This is a genomic window from Caballeronia sp. LjRoot31, from assembly GCF_964253885.1.
Lineage (GTDB): Bacteria > Pseudomonadota > Gammaproteobacteria > Burkholderiales > Burkholderiaceae > Caballeronia.
The window spans coordinates 984532-1009576 of the sequence record NZ_CAXURX020000002.1; the positions used below are offsets into that span (position 1 = coordinate 984532).

24 protein-coding genes and 4 riboswitches are annotated in these 25045 nt (G+C 61.6%); of the genes, 14 read left to right on the forward strand and 10 right to left on the reverse strand.

The window, feature by feature from the left end; genetic code table 11:
* The first annotated feature begins 23 nt into the window (after positions 1-23).
* Positions 24-185, forward strand: a riboswitch (adenosylcobalamin (AdoCbl) riboswitch).
* A gap of 18 nt (positions 186-203) precedes the next feature.
* Both ACSQ8V_RS22805 and ACSQ8V_RS22810 read left to right on the forward strand, forming a co-directional pair.
* Positions 204-437, forward strand: coding sequence for a CbtB domain-containing protein (locus ACSQ8V_RS22805; RefSeq protein WP_255631152.1), 234 nt, complete (start codon positions 204-206; stop codon positions 435-437).
* An 8-nt stretch (positions 438-445) separates the two neighbouring features.
* Positions 446-1213 (forward strand): CbtA family protein, encoded by a 768-nt coding sequence (locus tag ACSQ8V_RS22810; protein WP_436207240.1) that lies wholly within the window; start codon positions 446-448, stop codon positions 1211-1213.
* Between the two features lie 84 nt (positions 1214-1297).
* Here ACSQ8V_RS22810 and ACSQ8V_RS22815 read toward each other — a convergent pair whose 3' ends face one another.
* From ACSQ8V_RS22815 to cobA, 5 genes are read right to left on the reverse strand one after another with little or no spacing between them, the layout of a single operon-like run.
* Positions 1298-1546 (reverse strand): DUF1289 domain-containing protein, encoded by a 249-nt coding sequence (locus tag ACSQ8V_RS22815; RefSeq protein ID WP_436207241.1) that lies wholly within the window; start codon positions 1544-1546, stop codon positions 1298-1300.
* Positions 1543-2841: a cobyrinate a,c-diamide synthase gene (locus tag ACSQ8V_RS22820; protein WP_436207242.1), complete on the reverse strand. Its 1299-nt coding sequence runs from the start codon at positions 2839-2841 to the stop codon at positions 1543-1545. Before ACSQ8V_RS22820 ends, ACSQ8V_RS22815 begins: the two co-directional genes overlap by 4 nt.
* 1 nt (position 2842) lies before the next feature.
* Positions 2843-3445: a cob(I)yrinic acid a,c-diamide adenosyltransferase gene (gene cobO / locus ACSQ8V_RS22825; protein WP_213762293.1), complete on the reverse strand. Its 603-nt coding sequence runs from the start codon at positions 3443-3445 to the stop codon at positions 2843-2845.
* Positions 3445-3852, reverse strand: a complete 408-nt coding sequence (locus tag ACSQ8V_RS22830) for a cobalamin biosynthesis protein (RefSeq protein WP_436207243.1) — start codon at positions 3850-3852, stop codon at positions 3445-3447. The genes cobO and ACSQ8V_RS22830 overlap by 1 nt, the downstream gene beginning before the upstream one ends.
* Positions 3849-4622, reverse strand: coding sequence for a uroporphyrinogen-III C-methyltransferase (gene cobA / locus ACSQ8V_RS22835; protein ID WP_436207244.1), 774 nt, complete (start codon positions 4620-4622; stop codon positions 3849-3851). Before cobA ends, ACSQ8V_RS22830 begins: the two co-directional genes overlap by 4 nt.
* A gap of 154 nt (positions 4623-4776) precedes the next feature.
* A riboswitch (cobalamin riboswitch) is annotated at positions 4777-5106 on the reverse strand.
* A gap of 159 nt (positions 5107-5265) precedes the next feature.
* Positions 5266-5532, forward strand: a riboswitch (cobalamin riboswitch).
* Positions 5533-5704: 172 nt separating this feature from the next.
* Here cobA and cobW point away from each other — a divergent pair.
* The 4 genes from cobW (at position 5705) to ACSQ8V_RS22855 (ending at position 12239) form a co-directional block, all read left to right on the forward strand.
* Complete coding sequence (gene cobW / locus ACSQ8V_RS22840; RefSeq protein WP_436207245.1) at positions 5705-6793, forward strand: cobalamin biosynthesis protein CobW; 1089 nt, start codon at positions 5705-5707, stop codon at positions 6791-6793.
* Between the two features lie 3 nt (positions 6794-6796).
* A complete protein-coding gene (cobN, locus tag ACSQ8V_RS22845; protein WP_436207246.1) occupies positions 6797-10570 on the forward strand; it encodes a cobaltochelatase subunit CobN in 3774 nt (1257 codons plus the stop codon).
* A complete protein-coding gene (locus tag ACSQ8V_RS22850) occupies positions 10567-11565 on the forward strand; it encodes an ATP-binding protein (RefSeq protein WP_436207247.1) in 999 nt (332 codons plus the stop codon). The genes cobN and ACSQ8V_RS22850 overlap by 4 nt, the downstream gene beginning before the upstream one ends.
* Positions 11566-11711: 146 nt before the next feature.
* Complete coding sequence (locus ACSQ8V_RS22855; RefSeq protein WP_436207248.1) at positions 11712-12239, forward strand: vWA domain-containing protein; 528 nt, start codon at positions 11712-11714, stop codon at positions 12237-12239.
* Position 12240: 1 nt separating this feature from the next.
* On the opposite strand, the gene cobJ is transcribed toward ACSQ8V_RS22855, so the two are convergent.
* The 4 genes from cobJ to cobG are packed head-to-tail and all read right to left on the reverse strand — an operon-like array spanning position 12241 to position 16542.
* Complete coding sequence (gene cobJ / locus ACSQ8V_RS22860; RefSeq protein WP_436207249.1) at positions 12241-13926, reverse strand: precorrin-3B C(17)-methyltransferase; 1686 nt, start codon at positions 13924-13926, stop codon at positions 12241-12243.
* A complete protein-coding gene (locus ACSQ8V_RS22865) occupies positions 13914-14639 on the reverse strand; it encodes a precorrin-2 C(20)-methyltransferase (protein WP_436207250.1) in 726 nt (241 codons plus the stop codon). Before ACSQ8V_RS22865 ends, cobJ begins: the two co-directional genes overlap by 13 nt.
* Positions 14640-15266, reverse strand: a complete 627-nt coding sequence (locus ACSQ8V_RS22870) for a precorrin-8X methylmutase (RefSeq protein WP_436207251.1) — start codon at positions 15264-15266, stop codon at positions 14640-14642.
* Entirely contained in the window at positions 15259-16542 is a 1284-nt protein-coding gene (gene cobG / locus ACSQ8V_RS22875) for a precorrin-3B synthase (RefSeq protein ID WP_436207252.1), read from the reverse strand. Before cobG ends, ACSQ8V_RS22870 begins: the two co-directional genes overlap by 8 nt.
* Before the next feature lie 122 nt (positions 16543-16664).
* A riboswitch (cobalamin riboswitch) is annotated at positions 16665-16841 on the reverse strand.
* 135 nt (positions 16842-16976) lie between these two features.
* Here cobG and cbiE point away from each other — a divergent pair.
* From cbiE to ACSQ8V_RS22900, 5 genes are read left to right on the forward strand one after another with little or no spacing between them, the layout of a single operon-like run.
* Positions 16977-18185: a precorrin-6y C5,15-methyltransferase (decarboxylating) subunit CbiE gene (gene cbiE, locus ACSQ8V_RS22880; RefSeq protein ID WP_436207991.1), complete on the forward strand. Its 1209-nt coding sequence runs from the start codon at positions 16977-16979 to the stop codon at positions 18183-18185.
* Between the two features lie 24 nt (positions 18186-18209).
* The gene (locus tag ACSQ8V_RS22885) at positions 18210-19301 is read left to right on the forward strand and encodes a cobalt-precorrin-5B (C(1))-methyltransferase (protein ID WP_436207253.1); all 1092 of its coding nucleotides are present in this window, start codon (positions 18210-18212) and stop codon (positions 19299-19301) included.
* Entirely contained in the window at positions 19298-20050 is a 753-nt protein-coding gene (locus ACSQ8V_RS22890; RefSeq protein WP_436207254.1) for a cobalt-precorrin-6A reductase, read from the forward strand. The genes ACSQ8V_RS22885 and ACSQ8V_RS22890 overlap by 4 nt, the downstream gene beginning before the upstream one ends.
* Positions 20051-20779, forward strand: coding sequence for a precorrin-4 C(11)-methyltransferase (gene cobM, locus ACSQ8V_RS22895; RefSeq protein WP_213762206.1), 729 nt, complete (start codon positions 20051-20053; stop codon positions 20777-20779).
* 10 nt (positions 20780-20789) lie between these two features.
* A complete protein-coding gene (locus ACSQ8V_RS22900; RefSeq protein WP_436207255.1) occupies positions 20790-21185 on the forward strand; it encodes a DUF4186 domain-containing protein in 396 nt (131 codons plus the stop codon).
* 63 nt (positions 21186-21248) lie between these two features.
* On the opposite strand, the gene ACSQ8V_RS22905 is transcribed toward ACSQ8V_RS22900, so the two are convergent.
* Positions 21249-21992: a TerC family protein gene (locus tag ACSQ8V_RS22905; protein WP_213762208.1), complete on the reverse strand. Its 744-nt coding sequence runs from the start codon at positions 21990-21992 to the stop codon at positions 21249-21251.
* A 314-nt stretch (positions 21993-22306) separates the two neighbouring features.
* Here ACSQ8V_RS22905 and ACSQ8V_RS22910 point away from each other — a divergent pair, with 314 nt between their 5' ends.
* The 3 genes from ACSQ8V_RS22910 (at position 22307) to ACSQ8V_RS22920 (ending at position 24868) form a co-directional block, all read left to right on the forward strand.
* Positions 22307-23434 (forward strand): OpgC domain-containing protein, encoded by a 1128-nt coding sequence (locus ACSQ8V_RS22910; RefSeq protein WP_436207256.1) that lies wholly within the window; start codon positions 22307-22309, stop codon positions 23432-23434.
* Between the two features lie 484 nt (positions 23435-23918).
* Positions 23919-24479 carry a fimbrial protein gene (locus ACSQ8V_RS22915; RefSeq protein WP_213762210.1) on the forward strand — a complete coding sequence of 187 codons (561 nt, stop codon included), beginning with the start codon at positions 23919-23921 and terminating at the stop codon, positions 24477-24479.
* Between the two features lie 86 nt (positions 24480-24565).
* Complete coding sequence (locus ACSQ8V_RS22920; RefSeq protein WP_436207257.1) at positions 24566-24868, forward strand: hypothetical protein; 303 nt, start codon at positions 24566-24568, stop codon at positions 24866-24868.
* Positions 24869-25045: the final 177 nt, after the last annotated feature.

Consider the following 25045-nt stretch of genomic DNA (forward strand, 5'->3'; position numbering starts at 1 on the left):
TTGCTTTACATTCCACTCACTCATTTTAGAATGACAAGCTTGCAGCGCGAGGAAGCCGGTGAAAACCCGGCACGGTCGCGCCACTGTGAGCAGATGTCGAATGGGACTGGTAACGCTTCAGCCTTCTTTCCGCATCTGCAAGTCAGACCCCCGCTGCAGCCTTTCTTTTGTCTTACGGGACGCGCATTCCCTTGGAGTCGTTCATGAACCATCCTGCCGTAGCCGCCGGTTTGTCCGGCAATAATCCCGCATTTGATGCACCCATACCCATTCCGGTGCGTGAAGTGTTGCCCTGGGCTGTCTTTATCGGCCTGCTTTTGCTGATCGCGATTTATTTTGTCGGTGCCGAACAGGGCGCGACTTCGATCTTCCAGGGCATGTATATCCACGAGTTTGTCCACGACGGTCGCCATCTGCTCGGCTTTCCCTGCCACTGAGACCGACCATGATCCGAAATCTTTTGATACGCGGCATGATCGCGGGACTTGTTGCGGGCCTGCTCGGCTTTTGCGTTGCTAAAACCTTTGGTGAGCCTGCGGTTGATCGCGCGATTGCTTTCGAGTCGCAGCAGGACAAGCTGCGCGACCAAGCGGACGCAGCGGCCGGGCATCCACACGATCCCGCCGACGATGTCGAACTCGTCAGTCGCGGCACACAAGCGGGACTGGGATTGCTGACCGGTGTCTGCGTGTTCGGGACAGCATTGGGCGGCCTGTTCTCGCTCGTGTTCGCTTTTTCGTATGGGCGGCTCGGCGCTTTGCGCGCACGGGGTACGTCGGCGTTACTCGGCTTGTTCGGCTTCGTGACCGTCGCGATCGTGCCGTTCCTCAAGTACCCGCCTAATCCGCCTTCCGTGGGCAATCCTGACACTATCGGCGCACGGACCGCGCTGTTTTTCGGCATGGTCGCGATCTCGCTGATCGTGGCGGTGTTTGCTGTGCGACTGCAGCGTCGACTGCAAGCGCGCCACGGCAACTGGAACGCGGTGCTGATCTCCGTTGCGGTGTATATCGTGCTGATGGCGCTGGCGTACCTTGCTCTGCCGCCGATCGACGAAGTGCCGAAACTGTTTTCAGCCGCGCTGCTGTGGAAGTTCCGCGTGGCGGCAATCGGTATTCAGGCGGTGATCTGGACCACGCTCGGTTTGCTCTTCGGCGTGCTCGCGCAACGTGAAATGGAACAGGCGCCGGCCCGGAGGATTGCTTCGGCCTGAGCGCTTCGTTAGTGCGTTAGGGCTTTAATGCTTTAGTGCTTTAGTGCGGATCCAATGAGAGGCGGCTTGCGGGCCGCCTCTTTTTCATAGCGCGCTCTTGCGTGCAAGCAGGGTATCGAACAGGGCGAGCTTGTCGCTGTCGGCCATCGTTTTCCATACCTTGATTTCTTCGCGGCTTCTGAAACAGCCTTCGCAATGACCTGTGGTCTTGTCGAGCCGGCATACGTCCGTGCACGGCGAGCCGACGGGTTGAAGCTGTCTGGCGCGCTCGATGGTGAACGTGAGTTCGAGCGGTACGTCTATTTCCATCGGCAGTTCCGTAGGCGTTGTCATAGCATTTCGCCGCGAAAGAGGGCGGCGGCGGCCACCGGATTCGTCGGCCAGTAAGTGTGCATGTAGGTAGCCGTGATCGGGCCGTGTCGATAGATCGCCTCACCTTCCACGCCGGTAGTCGCGTGCGTCGCGGTGAGCAACGGCGACATGCTGGTCGTCATCGACGAGTAGTGGAAAGTGTGGCCGGTATGGGTGCCGTGGCGGCTTTCAACACGCTGCATGGCGAGCCGGGCCAGGCGTTTTTGCATCTTCGCGTGGCCGGGCAGAAGGGCAAGCATGGCATGCTGAGAACCTTCGATATCCGTCAGTGAGTCGAGCAGATACAGCATGCCGCCGCATTCCGCGACCACCGCTTTACCCGCCTCAACGTGCGCTCGAATCGAGGCCGCGCTCGCAAGGTTCGCTGCAAGCCGGGCCGCGTGCAGTTCCGGATATCCACCCGGCAGATAGAGCGCATCGGCATGCGTGGGAACGGGTTCATCGGCGAGGGGGGAGAAAAACGCGAGCGTTGCGCCCATCGCCTCCAGCAGATCGAGATTAGCAGGGTAGATGAACGAAAACGCAGCATCGCGGGCAATGGCGATGTGCATGCCTTTCAGCAAACGGGGCGGTTGTTCAAGGGCGGCGTGATTGAACATGACCGCGGGCGGCAGCTCGCGCAACGTTGTTTCGCCGATGGCGTCTGCTGCCCGATCCAGCCGCGTATCGATGTCGGCCACCTCCGCTGCCTGCATGAGGCCCAGGTGCCGCCCGGGTAGCGCAATGTCGTCGATGCTCGACAGATGCCCGCAGTATCGAATGCCTTCAGGAATGGCTTCGCTCAACATTTGCGCATGCCGTGCCGACGCCACGCGATTGGCGAGCACACCGTGAAAGGACAGATCTGCGCGATAGCGCGCGAGCCCGAACGCCATTGCGCCGAAGGTCTGCGCCATGCCGTGCGCGCCGATCACGGCGAGCACCGGGACGCCGAACGTGGCCGCGAGATCGGCGCTGCTGGGCGTGCCGTCGAAGAGGCCCATCACGCCTTCGATCAGGATCAAATCGGCTTCGTCTGCTGCTTGCGCGAGCAGCGCGCGGCAGCCGCTTTCGCCGACCATCCACAAATGCAGCGAATACACCGGCGCGCCGGACGCGCGTTCCAGGATCATCGGATCGAGAAAGTCGGGGCCGGTCTTGAAGACCCGTACCCGCAAGCCAAGCCGTGCGTGATAGCGCGCGAGACCGGCGGTGACGGTGGTCTTGCCCTGGTTCGACGCGGGGGCGCTGATGAATAAAGCGGGGCAGGCGCGCACGTCAGAACTCGACGCCGCGTTGCGCCTTCACCCCTTGCTCGCGATACGGATGCTTGATCGGACGCATCTCCGTCACAAGATCGGCCGCTTCGATCAGCGCCTCGGGCGCATGGCGGCCCGTCACAACCACATGCAGCATCTCGGGCCGCGCGGTGAGCACCGCGAGCACTTCGTCGAGTGGCAGGTACTCGTATTTGAGCACCGTGCACAGCTCGTCGAGCACGACCATCTGATACTCGCCGCTTTCAATCATCTTGCGCGCGGCGTCCCAGCCTCGGCGAGCCGTCGCGATATCGGCATCGCGATTCTGCGTGTCCCACGTGTAGCCGTCGCCCATGGTGATGAAATCGCAGTTCGCGATTGCGCCGAGGAAATCGCGTTCGGACGTATGCAGCGCGCCCTTGATGAACTGAACCACGCCGAGCCGCATGCCGTGTCCGAGCACGCGTACGGCCATGCCGAAGGCCGCCGTGGTCTTACCCTTGCCCGTGCCCGTATTGACGATCAGGAGGCCCTTCTCGCGCGCGGCGGCGGCCTGCTTTTTCTCGTGACCTTCCTTACGTCGCTGGGTCATGCGCAGATGCGATTCTTCGTCCGTTTTCATCATGTTCTCTGGTTGTCAGTTTGTTGTTTGATTTCTTGTCCGAGGTCGTCTTCGGCAATCGCGACGGTCACGCCATCGGTCACTCTTTTTGGCACGATGATTCGCCCGTTGCGCGACGCGAGCAGCGCGCAGGGTTCGCAGACGCCGTCGATGCCTAGCAGCGCCTGAACCCGTTCCGACGCGCTGGTTTCAACCTGCGCGATGCGTTGCTTCGAGAAAAATTGCAGCGGCAAACCGTGGCGAGCGGCGAATTCGAGCAGGGCGGTTTCGTCCTTCTTGCTATCAATCGATGCCAGCGCTCGAGTGCTCGCCAGCGACCGCGTCCCCAGCGCCGCGAACACGGCGGCATGAATCTGTTCGACGCTTACACCGCGCCGGCAGCCTATGCCGATGACCCATGTGCTCATGATTGCTGCGCGACGTAATCCAGCGCGCTCGCAATCCCCAGCCCGGCGACCGAGCCGATCACGACGATCGCCGGTGCGCCGATTCCCGCGCGCTCCACCGCTTCCGCCAGATGCCTGAGCGGCGCTCGCAGATGCCGTTGATCGGGACGTGTAGCGCGTTCTATGGCGGCAGCCGGTGTCTCCGGATCGAGCCCTGCATCGACCAATGCGTGGGTGATATCCGTGAGCCGCCGTACGCCCATGTACACGACCAGCGTCATTTTCGTCGCGACCAGCGCGCGCCAGTCGGGCTCGGCTGCATGGTCGCCCGCTTCGCGGCTGGCACCGTGGCCGGTGACAAACACGACGCCCATGGTGTGATCGCGATGCGTGACCGGAATGCCGACGGCGGCCGGCGCGGCAATGCCCGCCGTGATGCCGCAGACCACCTCCACTTGCACGCCCGCCGCATGCAGCGCCTGGACCTCTTCGCCACCGCGCCCGAAGACGAATGGATCGCCGCCTTTCAGCCGCGCGACGACGTGGCCGGCGCGCACATGGGCCAGCATGTCTTCGATGATCGCCGCTTGCGGGGTAGACGGATGTCCGCCGCGCTTGCCGACGTAACGAATGACCGCGTTGGCGCGGGCGAACTTCAGCACATCGGGATTCACGAGGTCGTCGACGAGGACGACATCGGCTTCCGACAGCGCGCGCACGGCTTTGAGCGTCATCAGCTCGACGTCGCCGGGGCCGGCGCCGATCAGCCAGACGCGGGCGGGCGTGCTCATGATTGCGCCTCGTTGGCACGACCCGGAAACAGGCTGCGTAGTGAGCAGAACGGTTGGAGCGAGAGCGGGCGCAAGCGTTGCAAAATTGGATTCATGTAAGACGATATAAGCATTACGTCCTTCATCCGTCCCTCGCGGATGCGGCGTCCGGCGCGCTATTACAGCTAGAGCGGCCGGTATCCGGGCTTGGCGACCGCATTCCGCTCGTTTTCCCGCTCGCTGGAGCAGTGGCTGTGGAGGAAATGAACGCTCGATTCGAATGAGAGTCATGAGTGAGAGTCACGAATGAGAGTCAGTCGAAGCGGGCGCGGGTCGCTTGACCGTTGCGGGGACAGCACAGGTTTTTGTCGACACGGCGCGTGAGGCCTCTCAAGCGTAAGCCTTGAGCCTTGGGCCTTGAAAATAAGCGCGCGTGCATCCTGTTTCCCGTTTAACTACGCGCGCGGGAAAAGCGCGCGTGAGCACCAGACGCGGGCCAAAGATAGCACAGCGGGTGTTGGTTGCGCTGGGCTTTTACAGGCTGGAACCGGCCCGCAGTGCAGGTTTAGTGCGCGCGCACCGGCAAGATTTCTCGTTCGCAGGCAGGGCCTGAACCTACACTCAGGCGCTGTCCAAACCTTGACGCTAACCCCCCATCAGCCTAGACTTCGCGGTAGTTTCTGGTGCTCGCGCGCGGTCTCTGCTGCGCGCAGTTAAACGGGAAGCAGGAAGCGTTGCCGGAACCCCGGCCGTGCCAACCTGCGCTGCCCCCGCAACGGTAAGTGAAAATCGCGCGACGTGGTTTTACCCTGATTCACGCCACCTCGCACGGTAAAGCCGGCTTCGAAAAACCACTGCATGGATACATCATGTGGGAAGGTGAAGCGGCACTTTCGCCAGCCCGGATACCGGCCGGAACGAGTCAACACCTGAAGCGGACGTTTGTCGCGGGGATGCGGCATACGGTCGACACTTTTCACCATGCTTTTCCGGATTGCCATCCTGCATCGCGACATCCGCGCGCGCATTTCATTGCTCGCTTGGTTCAGGAAAGGGCGACGCATTCCGGCAGCAAGCAGCCAATCGATACTACGGAGCAACGGATGCAAATGCGCAAAATCCCGGTCACGGTCGTAACGGGCTTCCTCGGCAGCGGCAAGACCACGTTGATGCGGCACATCCTGCAAAACGCGAAAGGGCTGCGGATCGCGGTGATCGTGAACGAGTTCGGCGAACTGGGCATCGATGGCGAGATCCTGAAGGGCTGCAACATCGGCTGCGAGGACGAAAGCGCCACGGATCAACCGAATCTGTATGAGCTGTCGAACGGCTGTCTCTGCTGCACGGTGCAGGAAGAGTTTTATCCGGTGATGGAGCAACTCGTCGAGCGGCGTGATCAGATCGACCATGTGCTGATCGAAACCTCTGGGCTCGCGTTACCCAAACCGCTCGTGCAGGCTTTCAACTGGCCGTCCATCAAGAATGCATTCACCGTGGACGCTGTCGTGACCGTGGTCGACGGTCCGGCGGCGGCAAGCGGCCAGTTCGCGGCGAACCCGCAAGCTGTCGACGCACAACGCCGCGCCGATCCGAATCTCGATCACGAGTCTCCTCTGCATGAGTTGTTTGAAGATCAGCTTGCTTCAGCGGATCTGGTGATTCTCAACAAGACCGATCTGATCGATGAAACGCAGCAGCGTGCGGTGGAAGCGCTGATTCGCGGCGAGATTCCGGCAGGCGTGAAGATCGTGCCGGCGCAGATGGGGCAGCTTGATCTGCATGCGCTGCTCGGACTGGAGGCGGCATCGGAAACGACTATTCATTTGCGTGTCGATCATCATGGTTCCGTCGACGACGAAGGCCACGCCGATCATCATCATGACGACTTCGATTCAGTCGTGGTGGAAGCGCGGGTCGAGTCGCGCGACGCCGTGGTAGCCGCGCTGCGCTCACTGGTCGATGCAAACACGATCTATCGCGTGAAGGGTTTTGCGGCGTTGCCGGGCACGCCAATGCGGCTTGTCGTGCAGGGTGTAGGCCAGCGCTTCGATACCTACTTCGACCGCCGCTGGACCGCTGAAGAAGCCGCCAGCGAGACCAGCCGGTTCGTGCTGATTGGTGAGGATCTCGATCAGCCGCGTCTGCAACAAGCACTGGTTGCCGCGCTCGCCAACGCACCCGTACAGGCCTGATCCATGCATCTGCTACGCACGACGCCCGGCGGTTTTGTCGACGACGCAGCCGGCGTCATGCGTATCGACCAGACGCCTGCGCCGATCGTTGTGCTCAGTTCGGCCGACACAACGCTCTCGCTACTCGCGAGCGTCGTGCCGCATCTGGAAGCAGACTTTCCAGCGCTGCGGCTCGCCAATCAGGCGTTCTTGCGACAACCGGCATCGGTGGATTTTTACGTCGACGACGTGCTGAAACATGCACGCGTGATCGTTATCGATCACCTTGGCGGCGAAGCGTACTGGCCTTACGGAATCGAGAGCATCACCACGCTCGCGCGCCGCCATGGCCAGATGCTCGTGATGTTTTCCGGCGATCTGCAGGAAGATCCGAACCTCGTGGCAAAGAGTACGGCCGAGCCCGCATTGTGCGACCAGCTCTGGCGTTATCTGCGTGAGGGCGGCGCGAAAAATGCCGAAGAGTTTCTTCGTTGCATCGCGTTTCGGGCGTTGGGGTATGGGCGTGAAGCGCGTGCACCGAGTCCGCTGCCGGCAGTGGCAATCTATCATCCGGCGCGGCAGATCGCGACCATTGACGACTGGAGAACGCGTTGGGTTCAAGGTGCGCCCGTCGTCGCCGTGCTGTTCTACCGGGCCCATTTGCAGTCCGGCAATACGGATGTGTTCGATGCGTTGATCGAGGCCCTGGAAGCGCAGGGCCTCAACCCACTGCCGATCGCGATGGCGTCGCTGAAAGACCCGTTGAGTCGCGAAGTCGTGCAGCAGCTTTGCGCGGATCACGGTGCGTCGCTGGTGCTGAACACGACTTCGTTTGCTGCCGGCGTCATAGACGACCCTGTGCCTTTCGAACTCGCGGGCGACGCGCCGGTACTGCAAGTCATCCTTAGCGGGGGCAATCGCGAAGACTGGCTCAAGGATAACCACGGGCTGAATTCTCGCGATGTCGCCATGCATGTCGCGCTGCCGGAAGTGGATGGCCGCATCATCACCCGCGCGATCAGCTTCAAGGGGCTCGCGTATCGATGCAAGATCACGCAGGTGGATGTCGTGCGATATCAGCCCGATCTAGAACGGGTGCGTTTCGTGGCCGAGTTGAGCCAACGCTGGTGTCGCTTGCGGCAACTCGACAATGCCGAGAAACGCATCGCGCTCGTGCTCGCGAACTATCCGCTGAGTGAAGGCCGCATCGGCAATGGCGTGGGTCTCGATACACCCGCGTCCGTCGTCAACATCCTTTCGATGCTCGATAAAGAAGGGTATCGAGTGGATGACATTCCCGCCGATGGTGGCGCGCTGATGCAGGCGCTAACCTCGGGCGTGACGAATGATCCCGTGGTTCGCAACTTGCGTCCCGCGTTGCAAAGCCTCGCGCTTGACGATTACCTCGACGCTTTCGCGAAGCTGCCGGACAACGTCCAGCAGGAGTTGAATACGCGCTGGGGACCGCCCGAAAGCGATCCCACGATCCGGCGCGGCCGCTTCATGATCGCGGGCTGGCGCTGCGGGCATGTGTTCATCGGCATCCAGCCGGCGCGCTCGCGTGAGCGCGGCGACTACGCGAGTTATCACGACGCGGAGCTCGTGCCGCCGCACGCGTATCTCGCTTTCTACTTCTGGCTGCGGCTGCGATTCAACGTGGATGCGATCGTTCACGTCGGCAAGCACGGCAACCTTGAATGGCTGCCGGGCAAGAGCGTTGCATTGAGCGCGTCGTGCTGGCCTGACCTGACGCTGGGCGCCATGCCGCATCTATATCCTTTTATTGTCAACGATCCGGGCGAGGGTAGCCAGGCGAAGCGGCGGGCGCAGGCGGTCATTATCGACCACTTGATGCCGCCGCTCACGCGCGCTGAAAACTATGGTCCGCTGCAGGATCTGGAGCGTCAGGTCGACGAATATTATGAAGCGCTGATGGTCGACCCGCGCCGCGCGAAACTCCTGCGCAAGACGATTCTGGCGAGCATTGTTGAACATCGGTTACATGAGGAACTCGGACTCGATAAACCTCGCGATTCCAATACTGAAGATGCATTACTGACCCGCGCCGACGCATATTTATGCGAGCTCAAGGAGGCGCAGATCCGCGATGGCCTGCATGTGTTCGGTGCGTCGCCGCAAGGCGTGCAACGCCGCGATACCCTGCTTGCCCTCGGCCGTTATCCAACCGGCGACGCGCAAGGCGCGAACGCGAGCGTGCTCACCGCACTGGCTCGCGACTTGAATCTGGGCGACACGTTCGATCCCCTCGATGCCGACTGGAGCGCGCCGTGGACAGGTCCTCGTCCCGCTGAACTCGAAACGGTGATCGATGCACCGTGGCGCCATCATGGCGACACCCGCGAGCGTCTCGAACTGCTCGCAACGTCGTTGCTCGACAAGCCATCCGACACGGCGGGGCCGAACACATCGCAGGTACTCAAACGCCTGAACGGCGACTTGCTCGCACGGCTCGACGCTTGCGGCCCGCAAGAGTTAAAGCAGCTTCAACGCGGTCTCGACGGGCGTTTTGTGCCGCCGGGCCCGAGCGGATCGCCATCGCGTGGAAGGCCGGACGTGTTGCCGACTGGCCGCAATTTCTACTCCGTCGATACCCGCGCCGTGCCAACGCGCGCAGCATGGACGCTCGGCCTGAAGTCGGCCAACCTGCTGATCGAGCGCCACCTTCAGGAGCACGGCGACTATCCGCGCGCGATCGGCTTGTCTGTATGGGGCACGGCCACCATGCGCACCGGCGGCGACGATATCGCCCAAGCCATGGCGCTGATCGGCGTGCGACCGAAGTGGGCGGCGGGCAGCAATCGCGTGACTGATTTCGAAGTCCTGCCTATCACCATTTTCAATCGCCCGCGCATTGACGTGACGCTGCGTGTGTCGGGATTTTTCCGCGATGCGTTCGCCAACCTGATGCATCTCTTCGATGCCGCCGTGCAAGCCGTGGCCGAACTCAACGATGAGGCCGAAGACATCAATCCGATCCGTGCGCGCATCATGCGTGAACGCGACGAACACATGGCGCGCGGACTTGACGAGAAGGAAGCGCGCTTGCGCGCGGGTTGGCGCGTATTCAGCACCAAGCCGGGCGCATACGGGGCGGGTTTGCAGGAAATGATCGACGCCAAGCAATGGCAAAACGATGCTGATCTCGCGCGCGGTTTCCAAAGTTCAGGCGGTTATGCGTATTCGCAAAAGGGCGATGGCGTGGAGGCCCGCGACACCTTTGGCGCGCGCCTGTCGACCATCGACGTGGTGGTGCAGAACCAGGACAACCGCGAACACGACTTGCTGGATTCGAACGACTATCACCAGTTCCAGGGCGGCATGGTGGCGGCCGTGCGGCATCTTTCGGGTACCCAGCCGCAAGCGTATAACCCCGATCACAGTAATCCGGCCGCGCCCCGCATCCGCACGTTGCAGGAAGAAATTTCGCGCGTGATCCGCTCGCGCGTCGTCAATCCGAAATGGATCGACGGCGTGAAGCGGCATGGTTACAAGGGTGCGTCGGAACTCGCTGCAACGGTAGATTATCTGTTTGGTTACGATGCCACCGCGCGGGTCGTATCGGATCATCAGTACGCGCTTGTTGCCGACGCCTACGTCAACGACGCCGACACCCGCGAGTTCATGCAGCAGCATAATCCGCACGCGCTGCACTCGATCTGCGAGCGTTTGACCGAAGCGATGCAGCGCGGCTTATGGCAAAGTCCAGGCGCGTATCAGGACCAGATCGAACGCCATCTGCTGGACGCCGAACAGCAACTCGAAGGGCAACGAACGTGAACGAATTCATCTTCCCGTTTGCCGCATTGGTCGCTCAAGAACCCTTGCAGCAAGCACTTTTACTCGCCGCGGTCGATCCGGCGCTGGGCGGCGTGCTGGTCAGCGGTCCGCGTGGGACCGCGAAATCGACGACTGCACGCGCGCTTGCCGAACTGCTGCCCGAAGGGCAGTTCGTGACTTTGCCGCTGGGGGCAAGCGAAGAACAGTTGATCGGTTCGCTGGATATCGAAGCTGTCTTGCGCGACGGCGGCGTGCGCTTTTCGCCGGGTTTGCTCGCGAGGGCGCATAAGGGCGTGTTGTACGTCGATGAAGTGAATCTGCTGCCCAATCAACTCGTGGACCCGTTACTCGACGTAGCCGCGAGTGGGGTGAACGTGATCGAACGCGACGGCATTTCGCATCGGCATGAAGCGCGGTTTGTGTTGATCGGAACCATGAATCCGGAGGAGGGCGAACTCAGGCCGCAATTGCTGGATCGCTTCGGCTTGGCGGTGGAATTGCAGAATTGTTTCGATGCTGAAAAACGCCGTGAGATCGTCAAGGCACGTCTCGCATTCGATACGAATCCTGACGCTTTTCGCTCGCGATTCGCTGGACAACAAGATGCCTTGGCTTTGAGACTTCGCCAAGCCAGAGCGACGCTTCCGATCCTCGAATTCGACGACGCAGTTCACGCGCGCGTCAGCGAGTTATGTATCAATGCTCATGTGGACGGCTTGCGCGCCGATCTCGTCATGCTGCGCGCAGCGAGAGCGCTGGCAGCCTTTGAAGAAGTTTCAGCGGTGAACGTGGAACACGTTGAGCGCGTGGCTGAATCGGTGTTGCTGCATCGGCGCAAGGCAGGCAGTGCGCCTAGCAATCAAGGCTCTTCTGAGCCTAGCCCACGACAACGTCCCAATGACATTGACGAAGCAAGCTTCGGCTACATGCCTCCCGAGCCCGTAGACATCACAGCAGTCAAGAACGTAAGGCCGCTTGCAGCAAAAAAATCCTGAGCCGTCGAAGACCGGATGCACAGGCCGAACCCGGCCGCCTTCGATGGCTAGAACCTTCCTCGCTGGGTGGAACACGATCACGCGCAGGGGAAGCGAGCACGCGCATCGACTGGTTGCAAACGCTGCTGGCGAAACGCAATCATCCTTTGGATAAAACGCATCTGAGGTTTCATCGCGAGCAAGGCGACAGCACCGCGCTGCATTGCTTCGTGCTTGATTGCTCCGGCTCCATGCTAAGCGGCAAGCGGCTTGCGCTGGCTAAAGGACTGGTCGTGGCGCTGTTCGACCGGGCGTACCGTGAGCGTGCAGAGGTGGCGCTGGTCTGCTTCGGCGGTGCGACGGCGCAAGTGCGTCGCGAACCCGGGGCGGCACATTGGTGGAACGATCGCTGGCTTGCGCCGATAGGTGGCGGCGGAGGAACGCCGCTCGCGCTGGGCGTACGCACTGGCGCCAATGTGCTTCTGAAGGCAGCACGTCGCCGCCCTTCGCAGCGGCGTTTCCTGTGGCTGCTGACCGACGGCCGCAGTCCGGAAACGCCATCGCGTCCCGACGCAGCGGATCAGATTGTCATCGTCGATTTCGAGAGCGAGGCGGTGCGTTTAAGGCGTTGCTTGACGCTCGCCGAGTCTTGGCAAGCCGAGTACCGTACGGCCGCTTCCATGACTTCCGCCTAGTTCATTCGTACCAGCGTGGCGTGTATACCCAGTCTCCATCGCCGTTGGTCCGGGGAAAGCTACGCGTCGTGGTCGAGCCAACAATCACCATCGTGCGCATATCGACCTGGCTGGAATGAAGTTTATCCAGCGTCGTGGTAGTCAGTGTTTCACCCGGCCTGCCGATGTTTCGACCCAGCACGATCAGGGTCACGCCACTCCGATGCTCACGCACGATATCCAGCGCACGATCGAGTTGCCACGGCCGTGCGCGCGAGACGGGGTTATAAAACGCCATCACGAGATCGGCTTGAGCGGCGTGCCGCAAGCGCGTTTCTATCACGGTCCACGGCTTGAGGTTATCCGAAAGCGACAGCATGCAGAAGTCGTGGCCGAGCGGCGCGCCGGCCCGGGCAGCGGTGGCGAGCGCGGCGGATACACCCGGTACGACTTGCAATTCCACCGCGTTCCACTGCTCGTTATCGCGGGCCTCATCAAGCGCTTCGAGCACGGCGGCGGCCATTGCAAAGACCCCGGGGTCTCCCGACGATACAACCACTACATTACGTCCGGTACTCGCCAGTTCGAACGCGTGACGCGCGCGCTGCATCTCTTCACGGTTGTCGGTGCAGTGAAGAGTTTGATGCGGCGCGAACGGACCGGCCATGCTCACATAGGTCTCGTAACCGAGCACATCGTCTGCTTGCGACAAAGCCTGTTTTGCCGCGGGCACCATCAGATTCGCGCTACCGGGGCCGAGACCAATCACGGTGAGCGTGCCACGTGCCTGCCCGAGCGTTGAAGGATCGACCGGTTGTGGCGCGAGGGCAATCACGATGCCATCGCCACGGGACTCAAGCGTTTCGAAGCCTGCTGGAAGCGTTCCGAAGCGCAGCGGCAAGTCCAGCGTCCGTGCGGCTTCTGCAAGCGGTGCAGAAGCCATCATGCTCAAAGGCGCGAGGACTGCCGCCAGCGACATCGGTGAAAGGCGATGTCCACGCAACATGAGACGCACACCTTCGACGATCGAGTCTTCCGACGACAACGCCGTCACGTACACAACCGCGCAGCGCGGATGAATCATCAAGTCGCCCGCAACCTCGCTGGTATGCGGCGTGATGCGGATCGCCAGGCCTGCGTCGGCAGCGCGTGGCAAGTCTGCTGCGTCGAGCCACGGCGCATGACCTTCAACGCGCGTCGTGGCGCCCGCAAGCAGGTCCGACACAAAACGTTTCCCATGCTCGATATCGGCAAGCACATAACCCGCCGGCGGATTCAGCAAGCACGTGCCGAAGCGTAGTTCTCCGCTTGTGGTGATCGCTGGTGCAACGTCCAGCGCCGCCGCGATTTCGCGGGCCATCACGTTCACCCCACCCAGTCCACCAAGCAAAGGCACGACTGCACTTCCGTCCTCAGCCACGGCCAGCACGGGCGGTTCATGGGTTTTGTCGGCGAGTGCGGATGCGAGGCATCGAATCACGATACCCGCCGCGCATAACGCGACAATCGGCGTGTTGCGGCCATAGAGTTCGCGCAGATGCGAACCAAGCTCAGTGAACGCGACATCGCCCTGCACGCGGCTCGCGAGACCATGAACGAGCGAACCCGGATACTGGGCCTGAATGCGGCGCGCGGTATCGATTGCCCCCGTCCCCAGCACCACGATTGCCACAGGAACCCGATCGTTCAACGCGGTTACGCCTGCCATTTTTCCCCCGGCACGACGAGCAGCGAGAAGTAGGGCGACGCCATGGGATCGACTTCTTCCAACGGCACGATGCGCTGGTTCGCCATGGTCGCGCGCTCGACATACAACGCGCGTTTGTCCAGGCCCAGTTCGGTGAGCACGCGGCGCACTTTATCGAAGTTGCGACCGAGTTTCATGATCACGGCGGCGTCGACGGTGGCGAGGCGTTCCCTGAGATCTGCTTCCGGCAGCACGCCCGATAACACCGACAAACTCTGGTTCCGGTACACGAGCGGCACGCCCAACACGGCGACGCCGCCCAGCATGGAGCAGACACCCGGCACGACGTGCGCTTCGAAGCGTTCGGCCAAACGGTCATGCAGATACATGTACGAGCCGTAGAAGAACGGATCGCCTTCGCAGATCACGGCCACATCGCGGCCCGCTTCCAGATGATCCGCGATGCGGATGGCGGATTCATCGTAGAAGTTGCCGATGATCGTTTCATAGCAAAGCGGCGGCTCCAGCGCTTCGGTCGTGACCGGATACACCAGCGGCAAACGCGTTTGCGTCTCGTTGAGATGCCCTTCAATGATCCCGAACGCATTGCCTTTCTTGCCCTTCGCCACGAAGTAAGCGACCACCTGCGCGGAGGTCAGCAAACGCAGTGCCTTTACTGTTATCAGCTCGGGGTCGCCAGGACCGACACCGAGGCCATAGAGGCGTCCGCTCATCTATTCAGTCTCCGTTGCCAGTGCGTTCACGGCCGCCGCCGCCATCGCGCTGCCGCCACGCCGGCCGCGTAACGCGACGAAGGGCACGCCGCGGCTATCGGCGGCAAGCAGTGCCTTCGATTCCGCCGCGCCGATAAAACCCACCGGAAAGCCCAGGATCAACGCAGGTTTGGGCGCGCCCGCGTCGAGCATGTCGAGCAGATGGAAGAGCGCGGTGGGCGCATTGCCGATCACCACCACGCTGCCTTCAAGATCCGGCCGCCACAATTCGAGCGCGGCGGCCGAGCGCGTGTTGCCAAGCGCGCGAGCGCGTTCAGGCACGGATGGATCGTTGAGCGTGCAGATCACGCGGTTGTTTGCCGGCAATCGCGCACGCGTGATGCCTTCGGCGACCATGCGTGCATCGCAGAGAATGGAGGCGCCTTGACCAAGCGCTGAGCGGCCTGCCGTGCCCGCGCCGGGTGAGAACACGAGGTCATCTATCACATCCGTCATGCCACATGCATGGATCACACGCACGGCAAGTTTCTCGAGATCGGCTGGAATGGCCGAGAGGTTGGCCTCGGCGCGGATAGTCGCAAACGACGCGCGATAGATCGCCTGGCCGTCGCGAATGTAGTCAAGCATCAGAGTGGCTCCGGGCTAGCCAGCGGGCTGCCTGTTCAATGGTGAGATGGCGGGCAACGGCCTCAGGCGCATTGCCGTAAAGATCGTAGCGACCGGGAGCGACGGCAATCAAGGTGGTTTCCACACGGTGCGCCGCCGCGCATGAGCGCGGGCAGCCGCTAAGGTGGACGTTGCCTGCTGGTGGCATGGACCGCGCGAGAAGGTGCGCGTCGGCTTTGGTATCGGCGAAACTTTTCGCGCAGCCTTGCGAACCTGTACACGCAATCAGGCGCGCGAATGGTTCGTCGGGGTCTGTCGCGAGGCCGAGTGCAGCGAGTTGTTCAACCACCGCTTGGGCCTCGGCAGACGGAACATCGAGCAGCATGGCGCTTTGCCACGGCGTCATGCGTAATCGTGGCGCGAGATCGGCAAGTGCGAACAGCGTCGCGGCATCCAGGCGCCCGAGCGGGACTTGCGCACCAACGCACACGCTGTCGCCCGTCCCTTGACGATGCACGCCGAAACGCAGCCTTGCATCGGATATGGGACGGCGCCAGTGTTCAACGTCACGATCCAAAGGGAAACCAAGCTTCTCCTGAACGCGGCCAAGAATGTCTTCGATGGAACACGTCGTCAGCAGATCGCGCATTCTGGACTGCCAGGGCTGCGCGAGATCGAGGAAGGTATGCAACAGCGCATCGACCAACGCGGGGACGTGGCCGGTTTTCACCGCAGCCAACGCAGGCGCATCGTTTTCAAACCGCGGTGGACAGCCCGCAAGCCCGAATACAAACCGTTCCGCCGATATCGCTGAAAGCCAGACATCATGAGGATGATCGAGCATCGCAAGGCGCTCGCCACTATCCACCATCAACGCAAATTTCGGCGATAGCTCGTGCAACCGCGCGTCGCGCTGCATCTGCCCGATTAACGTGGAAACGAGCGATGCGGCGTCGAGCAAGGCGTGCGGATCGAGGCCCGCCAGCGGACTGGACATGACGTTACGCTGGTCGTCGGAACCTGGCGTGAGAGGGCCGAGTCCCGCGTCGACGAGCCGCGAGACGAGCACTTCCTGCGAGTCTTCCCTTACGCCGCGGATCTGCAGATTCGCGCGATTGGTCACGTCGATGAAACCTGAACCGAACGTCCGCGACGCGTGCGCCACCACCCGCGCCTGCGCCGCACTCAGTTCGCCCCATGCGAGGCGAATGCGGCACAGGCCGCCGTCACGCGCAGGCACAATCCGCATCAGCCCCGGGCAAGCCGACGGCCGCGATGCTTGCGGTAATAGGTGCATAGTAGTGAGTGGTTCGTTCAAAGCGTGACCCGTTCGGTCTCGCGCGGCGCCTCGAGCATGCCGGACCCTTTGAGAGGATGGCACGTTCGCGGCATCGGTACACCCCGCCCGATGCTGGCTTGCACGAAGAATTCCGGTCGGCAGGTCTCTTGGCTTGCAGGTCGCCGTCCGTACCGGCCTTCCCAGTCGAAACCAGTGGCAGTGGAGCGCGGACTCGCTGCGTACAATTGCGGGGGCAGCCACAGTTCTGCTGTGTTCCCTGTTAGGCCCGTAAGGGCACCGACTAACCGCGGTATTATGCCCGTTTTTGCGGCGGTTAAAGCGCATTGGCGGCAGGCCGGATGTGCTTTAACCGGATTGTCTCGACCACGTTGCAGACGCGGCGTAATCAGTGAATGAATCAAGCAGTGAATGAATCAAGCGAGGATCGGCGGATGTCACCGTGGTTGACCGTGGTAGGGATCGGGGAGGATGGCTGGCGCGGCCTGAGCCGGCACGCGCGCCAGGCGCTGCTTGCTGCCGATACGATTTTTGGCGGCGCGCGTCATCTCGCGTTGTTGCCCGCCCGGATTGGCGGCGAACGTCGCGTATGGCCTACGCCGTTCACGATCGCGTCGGTACTCGAACATCGTCACGAACGTGGACGGGTGTGCGTGCTTGCAAGCGGCGACCCGATGATGTTCGGCGTCGGCACGACGTTCGCCCGCGAACTGGCTGCGGATGAATTCAGCGTAGTGCCCGCGCCATCTTCGTTGTCGCTGGCCGCCGCGCGTTTGCACTGGGCGCTCCAGGACGTCGCGGTGGTGTCGCTGGTTGGGCGGCCGGTCGCGGCGCTCGAAACGCAGCTTCATCCCGGCGCGCGCCTGATTGTTCTAAGCGCTGACGCTGCGAGTCCCGCCGCGGTCGCTGGGTTGCTGACAAAGCGCGGCTTCGGCGCAAGCCGCCTGAGCGTGTTCGAGCATCTCGGCGGCGATGAGGAGCGCCGTATCGATCGCGTGGCCAGCGCGTGGACGGCAAGTGACGTGGCCGCGCTCAATCTGGTGGCGATCGAATGCATTGCAGAGAGCCACGCGCTGCGCTTGCCGCTGACGCCCGGTCTTCCCGACGATGCATACCGGCACGACGGCCAGCTCACGAAACGCGATGTCCGCGCGATCACGCTGTCGCGGCTTGCGCCCGAGCCGGGCGAACTGCTGTGGGACGTGGGCGCGGGATGCGGGTCGATTGGTATCGAATGGATGCGCACGCACCCGAGTTGCCGTGCCATCGCGATCGAAGCGAATGGTCAGCGTCAACGCCTGATCGAACACAATCGCGATGCGCTCGGCGTGCCCGGACTACAACTGGTCGAGGGCGAAGCGCCGGGCGCGTTGGCCGGACTTCCCGAGCCCGATGCTATTTTTATCGGCGGTGGAGTGACCACGCCAGACATGCTTGAGACGTGCTGGTCTCATCTGAAGAAAGGCGGCAGGATGATCGTCAACGCCGTCACGATCCAGAGCGAGGCGACGCTGATCGCGTGGCGCGCGCTTCATGGCGGGGAGATGACGCGTATCGGCGTTGCCCATGCACAGCCGTTAGGCGCCTTCGATACCTGGCGTCAGGCATTGCCCATTACGCTGCTGCACGCGGTTAAACCATGACGTTCATGCTCATCCGATACCACCATGCGTGACGAAACGCCCGAACAGCCCGCGCCGCTACGCACTGGACTGACCACGGGCAGTTGCGCGACCGCGACGTCGCTTGCGGCGGCGCGATTGCTGCTCGCGGGTCACGTCAGCGAGCACGCGGACATTACGTTGCCGAAGGGGCAACAGGTCGTGATGCCGCTCGTGTTCTGCCGTCTTGCCGGAGACAATTGCGCGGAAGCAGGTACCGTGAAAGACGCCGGCGATGACCCCGACGTCACCCACGGCGCGATCGTTTTTGCACGCGTTCGCTTGCTTGAAGAACCGGGCGTGCGGTTTCTCGCGGGACCGGGCGTGGGCACCATCACGCGCGCCGGACTGGCACTTCCCATAGGCGAGCCCGCCATCAATCCCGTGCCGCGCAAGATGATGACGGATCACCTTTCGGCACTCGCAACCGAGCACGGGTACGGCGGCGGCTTCGAAGTCAGCATCGGCGTGGAAAACGGTGCCGAACTCGCACTCAAGACGATGAATCCGCGCTTGGGGATTGTCGGCGGGTTATCGATTCTCGGCACGACGGGCATTGTCCGGCCGTTTTCCTGCTCGGCTTATATTGCTTCAATTCATCAAGGTATCGACGTTGCCCGCGCGAACGGGTACGTGCATATTGCGGCGTGCACGGGCAATCAGAGCGAGGACGCCATGCGTGTGCGTTACAGCTTGCCGGACATCGCGCTGATTGAAATGGGCGATTTCGTGGGCGCTGTGCTCAAACATTTGCGGCGGGCGCCGGTCGAGAAGTTGAGCCTGTGCGGCGGCTTCGGCAAGATCAGCAAGCTGGCCGCGGGACATATGGACCTGCATAGCCGTCACTCGAGCATCGACCTGCCGCAGCTCGCCGGCTGGGCTGCGAATGCGGGTGCAAGCGACCGGTTGCAACAGGCCATGCGCGTGGCCAACACGAGCCAGGAAGCGCTGCTGCTCGCGCACGAACAGGGGGTGCCGCTCGGCAACACTGTCTGCGAACACGCGCGGCAATTTGCGTTGAGCGTGGTGCCTGAAGGGATTGCCGTGGAATGTTTTGCGATCGACCGGCAGGGACGCATCGTGGGGGCAGCGCAATGAAACGGGTCTTGCTATTGGGCGGCACCGGCGACGCATTGACAATCGCGCGCCGTCTCGGCCCTACTCATATCTATAGCCTCGCGGGGTTGGCCCGCACACCGGGCGATCTGGCCTGCGGCGTGCGCGTGGGTGGTTTTGGAGGCGTAGAAGGGTTAAAGGAATTCATTGACGCAGAATCCATCGGCTTGGTAATCGATGCCACGCATCCTTACGCCGCGCAAATGAGCCGTCACGCGAGCGTGGCCAGTGCGCAGAAGTCCGTTGGATGCTGGGCGCTTCGCCGCGCACCGTGGCAACCGCAAACCGGAGACGATTGGCGGGAGGCCGCAGATTTCCCGGACATAGTCCACGCCCTCGCGCCTTTTAAATATCCGCTCTGGACGCTCGGCCGCGAACCGCTTGCGCATCTTGATGAGATTCCCCCTTCGCAACACTGGACCATTCGCTGTCTCGACCCACACCCCGGCAACGCGCGCGCGACAATCATCGGTGCGCGTGGACCGTTTTCGCTCGATGGCGAACGCGCGCTCTTCGACGCACAGCAAACCGATGTTCTGGTCAGCAAGAACAGCGGCGGTGCGGCCACCGAAGCGAAACTGGCGGTAGCGCGGGAACGAGGCTTGCGCGTGGTCGTGCTGCAGCGGCCGATCCTACCGCCGGTCGAACGCGAGTTCTCCGATACAAGCTCGCTTCTGGACACGCTCGCTGCATGGCTCCATCCGCATCCACTTTTCGATAAAACCCCTTAAATGACGGTCTATTTCATTGGTGCCGGACCCGGAGATCCCGAACTCATCACGGTGAAGGGGCAACGCCTCATTCGCACGTGCCCGGTCATCTTGTATGCCGGATCGCTCGTGCCGGAAGCCGTGTTGAGCGGGCATGGCGCACAAAGCGTGGTAAATACGGCGGATCTTCACCTCGACGAAATCGTCGCGTTGCTCGAAGCCGCGCACGCTAAAGGGCAAGACGTCGCGCGCGTGCATTCCGGCGATCCGTCGCTATACGGCGCAATAGGCGAGCAGATACGGCGTTTGAATATGCTTTCTATTCCTTATGAAATCGTGCCCGGCGTCACGGCTGCTGCGGCATCCGCTGCGTCGCTGGGCTGCGAATTCACGTTGCCCGGCATCTCGCAGACGGTGATCCTTACGCGTTTCGCCACGAAGACATCAATGCCCGAAGGCGAGCAACTTGCCGATCTCGCACGTCATCGCGCGACCATGGCTATTCACCTTGGCGTGCGTCATATTGAACGGATAGTAGTTGATCTGATTCCGCATTACGGCGCGCAGTGCCCTGTCGCTGTGATCTTTCGTGCAAGCTGGCCCGACGAAGAGAAGGTACTCGGTACGCTCGCCGATATCGCGGGAAAAGTGCTCGAAAAAGGCATCGAACGGACAGCGCTGATCGTGGTCGGGTATGTGCTGAATGCGGAAGGTTTTACGGATTCGTCGCTGTATCGCAAGCCATCCTGAGCCACGTGCCATGCGCGATCTCGACACCGTTTTCGACGCCTTGTCGCATTCGAATTTTCGAATGCGTTTCCGGCTTGGTGCGCGTGAGCAAGCGTATTTGCGCGAGCACGGCATGACGGAAGTGATCGGCCACGCGCGTGAATTGATCACGCGGCGGCTTGCACCTGAACAACCGCCCAACGACGGCAAGCAGACGCCGTTTCGTGGCCACCCGGTGTTTATCGCGCAGCACGCCACCGCGACTTGCTGCCGGAGTTGCCTCGCCAAGTGGCATGGCATAGAAGCGGGGAAACGACTGGACGATGACGAACGGGATCATGTCGTGCAGGCAATCGAACGTTGGCTGAAGGCGCAAAAAGTGACGGGCGCCGATAAACCGCCACGTCAGCCCGACTTGCCGTTCTGATAAGGAACCGAAGACCCCGCCGCACGGTTTTGAGCCGCGCGGCGGGGTCGACTTATCGCGTCATCATTCCAAAGCGCGTTTCTTCTTCGCCCGTCGCGACAGCATGTTCAGCGCCTCGACCAACGCCGAGAACGCCATCGCTGCATAAATATAGCCCTTGGGAACGTGCGATCCGAACCCTTCGGCGACCAGCGTCATCCCGATCACGAGCAAAAAACCGAGCGCGAGCATCACGACAGTCGGGTTCCTTTCGATGAAACGCGACAGCGGTCCCGCTGCGAACATCATCACTGAAACGGCCCCGACCACCGCCACGAACATGATGGGAATGTGCTCCGTCATGCCGACCGCGGTCACGATGCTGTCGATGGAAAACACGAGATCCAGCACCAATATCTGGCCGATCGCCGACCACGGCGTGAGCGTGGAGGTCTTCACGGCACCGCCGTCATTGCCACCTTCACCCGCGACGTGATGATGGATCTCAGTGGTCGCCTTCCATACGAGGAACGCACCGCCGGCAATGAGGATCAGGTCGCGCCACGAGAAGTCATGTCCGAACGCGGTGAAGATCGGGGCGGTCAGGCGCACGATCAGCGCGACCGTGCCGAGCAGGCCAAGCCGCATGATCAGCGCCAGCCCAATGCCGAGCCGCTGCGCACGCGCACGATGCGCTTCAGGCAGTTTGTTCGTAAGAATGGAGATGAAGATCAGGTTGTCGATGCCGAGCACGACTTCCATGACAAGCAGCGTCGCCAGTGCGGCCCACGCGCCTGGGTCGCTTGCCAATGCAACTAAATAGTCCATGAGATCCAAGGGTCTTGGGGAAGTAGGAAGAACCGATTACGGCGCCTACGCGGCAGCCGTTCGCGATGATACGTGACGCGTCAAGCAAAAATGTAAGCTTAATGAAATAATTGAGAGCGCTGCAGAGCCAAAAAGTTCGACGGATGCAGGGTTGATATCGACAAATCCATCAAAATGGTGCGACGCGAAAATGCGGGTAAACTCTAGTGCTGCGCGCCATATGGTAACTGTGCACTTACTTTAGCCGGAACCGTACCGGAACCCACGCCTTCAATCTTCACTGCCCGCGTCCGGCAGCATTTTTCAGGTTTCACATGCAGGGAAAATCCCAACGCCTGGTTGAATTGGACTTTTTTCGCGGTCTCGTACTGCTGGTGATTCTGGTCGATCATATTGGCGGCAGCATGATATCCCGCGTGACGCTTCACGCGTTCGCGCTCAACGACGCCGCCGAAGTCTTCGTGTTCCTTGGTGGATTTGCCACCGCGACCGCCTATGTGTCAATGTCGGGCCGCCGCTCCGAATCGGCCGCGCGGGCACGATTTTTCCGGCGCGCATTCGAAATCTATCGTGCGTTTCTCATCACTGCGGCCCTGATGCTGGCGACAAGTTTCGTGCTGCGGCCATTTTTCGGCAGTGCGCCGAATCTGGCTACCGCCGACCTGGACAGCTTCCTCGCCGCGCCGTTTACCGTGCTTGCCGACGTGCTGCTTTTGCGCCGTCAGCCGTATCTGTCTTCCGTGCTGCCCATGTATGCGTTCTTCGCGCTGGCCGTGCCGCTGGTGTTGCCGCTGGCTCGCAGCAAGCCGTGGCTATTATTGGGCGCCAGTATCGCGTTGTGGACAGCGGCGGCGCCCGTTGCCGAGTATTTGCCGTCGGCGGATGACTCGCTGTGGGACTTTAATCCCGCCGCATGGCAGTTGATGTTTGTTCTCGGTGTGCTCGCGTGCTGCCAGCCGGTCTATCAGCGGGTGAGTTCGCACCGGTTCGGCTGGGTGGTGAGCGTTGCTGCGCTCGCGATTGTCGCGGGCATGGCGTATTACAAACTGCTCGTGCTCCCCGTTTCCTTCGATGGCGATTTCAAGCGCAATCTGGCCGGCGCGAGAATTGTCAATTTCTTGGGCATCGCGTGGCTTGCGGGCGACCTGGCACGCTACGGAATAGTGAAGCAGATTGCGCGGCGCTTGTCGTGGGTCGGCGCGGTCGGCCGCGATGGACTGATGTGCTTCGTAGCGGGCGCGGTGATCTCGTTGTGTGTGGATTCGGTATTGTTCACGCTCACTGGCGGACTGATTGATGTCCCGCTGGGTTTCGCCGCCGACGCTGTCGCGCTGGGTCTGTTGCTGGCGATTCCACATCGCCAGCGTGTCCTTGACGTGATCGGTTTAAGACCGGTTGTGCCGGTCGCGAAGAGCGAAGGGGAAGGGCGCGTGGTTCGATGAACGGCGGCCGACCTCGTCCTTCGTTAAGTAAGAACGCGCGACTAACGAACTACGCTGCGTAGCATCCGCTTGCTACGCGGCACATCATTGCTGGATCGGGCGGGTCCTCATAACCACAACAATTCCCGCACAAGCCTCGGCTCCCGAAAACCCTCACTCATCTGAACCTGTACGAAAGCAAAAAAGGCGTCCGCACCACGGACGCCTTTTTTGCATTCAAAGACCCGCGCCAGGTCACCCCCCGTTTCATTTTTAGGAATTCTCAGTTTTGTCCTAATTCTTTAAGAGAGCTCCGAGGGTCATCTGAGGAGCCCCGTCTTAATATTCATTCACTCGCAGACGAACCGGTTCATCGCCTCCCACACGAATCCAGACGATGAAAAAACAGGTGGCTCGCACTGCGCGCTCAGCATCGTGGGACGAAGTAGTCCTAAGCGCTGTAAGTGTCTACAAACCCACATTCATTTCTCTATTGGAAACGTTCATGAAATCCTTCATCTCCACCCTCGCTGCTGCTGCAACCTTGGCCACCCTGGCGCTCGCTTCAACCGGCGCAAGCGCTGCTGACGGCACGATCACTTTCACGGGTGCCGTGACCGATACGACTTGCTCGATCGATGCAAAAACCACTGGCGCCGCTGACAAGAACGTCACGTTGCCGACGGTGACGGGCAGCGCGCTGAGCGCCCCAGGCGCAACGGCCGGCACGACAGGCGCGACCGACCTGACCTTTGCGCTGAGCGGCTGCTCGACCGAAACGAAGGCGGTTGCCCGTTTCGAGAACGGTCCGACGATCGACCAGACCACCGGTTATCTGATGAACCAGGCACCGGCCGGTGCGCAGAACGTTCAGGTTCGTTTGCTCAACGCATCGCGTCTGCCTATCAACGTGGTCACAGGCGCAAACAATGACCTGGCAGGCAACGGTGTCGCAATCGTGTCGGGTGCCGCGAACCTGCAGTACTTCGCTCAGTACTACGCCACCGGCAAGGCCACAGCTGGCCCGGTCAACACCTCGGTCCAGTACACGGTCGACTACCAGTAAGCCGTATCAGCAGGCATCTGCGGGGTGCAGATGCCTGTTTTTTTACCGAAATTTCGAGATACGTTTTTCACGGAGAAATATCAATCATGAAGTCCATTAGTCGAATTGCATGTGGTTTGGGTCTGGTCGTGGCCCTCTTGGCCGGCAGTGCGGGCGCGAGCGTGACCGTGAGCGGCACGCGGGTGGTGTATCCCCTTGAAAATCGTGAGTTGGCGATGGGTGCAGGCCAGACCTATACGAACGACATTGGCGGGATGGTCGAGCCGCGCGGCACCGCGCAGTTTCCGATCAAGAACCTGAAGACGGTTCCTGCCAACGCGCACGTCAAGTACCAGGGTATCAGCGATTTCGGCGGCGCCCTGCCGTTCGAAGCACCTATGACCCCGTAAGGCCCCGCAAGACTCGCCGTAAGGCTTCGCCCCGCGCCGGGGCGAATTGAAGGTGTCGCGGGCCATATCGAGCCGACGCCTTCCCCCAACACTCAACACGCGTTTTACCGAACGGACTGTCCCGAACAGCCCGGTGGGTCAAGTCGCGTCTGAATTGACCTAACCATCGCAGGCTGA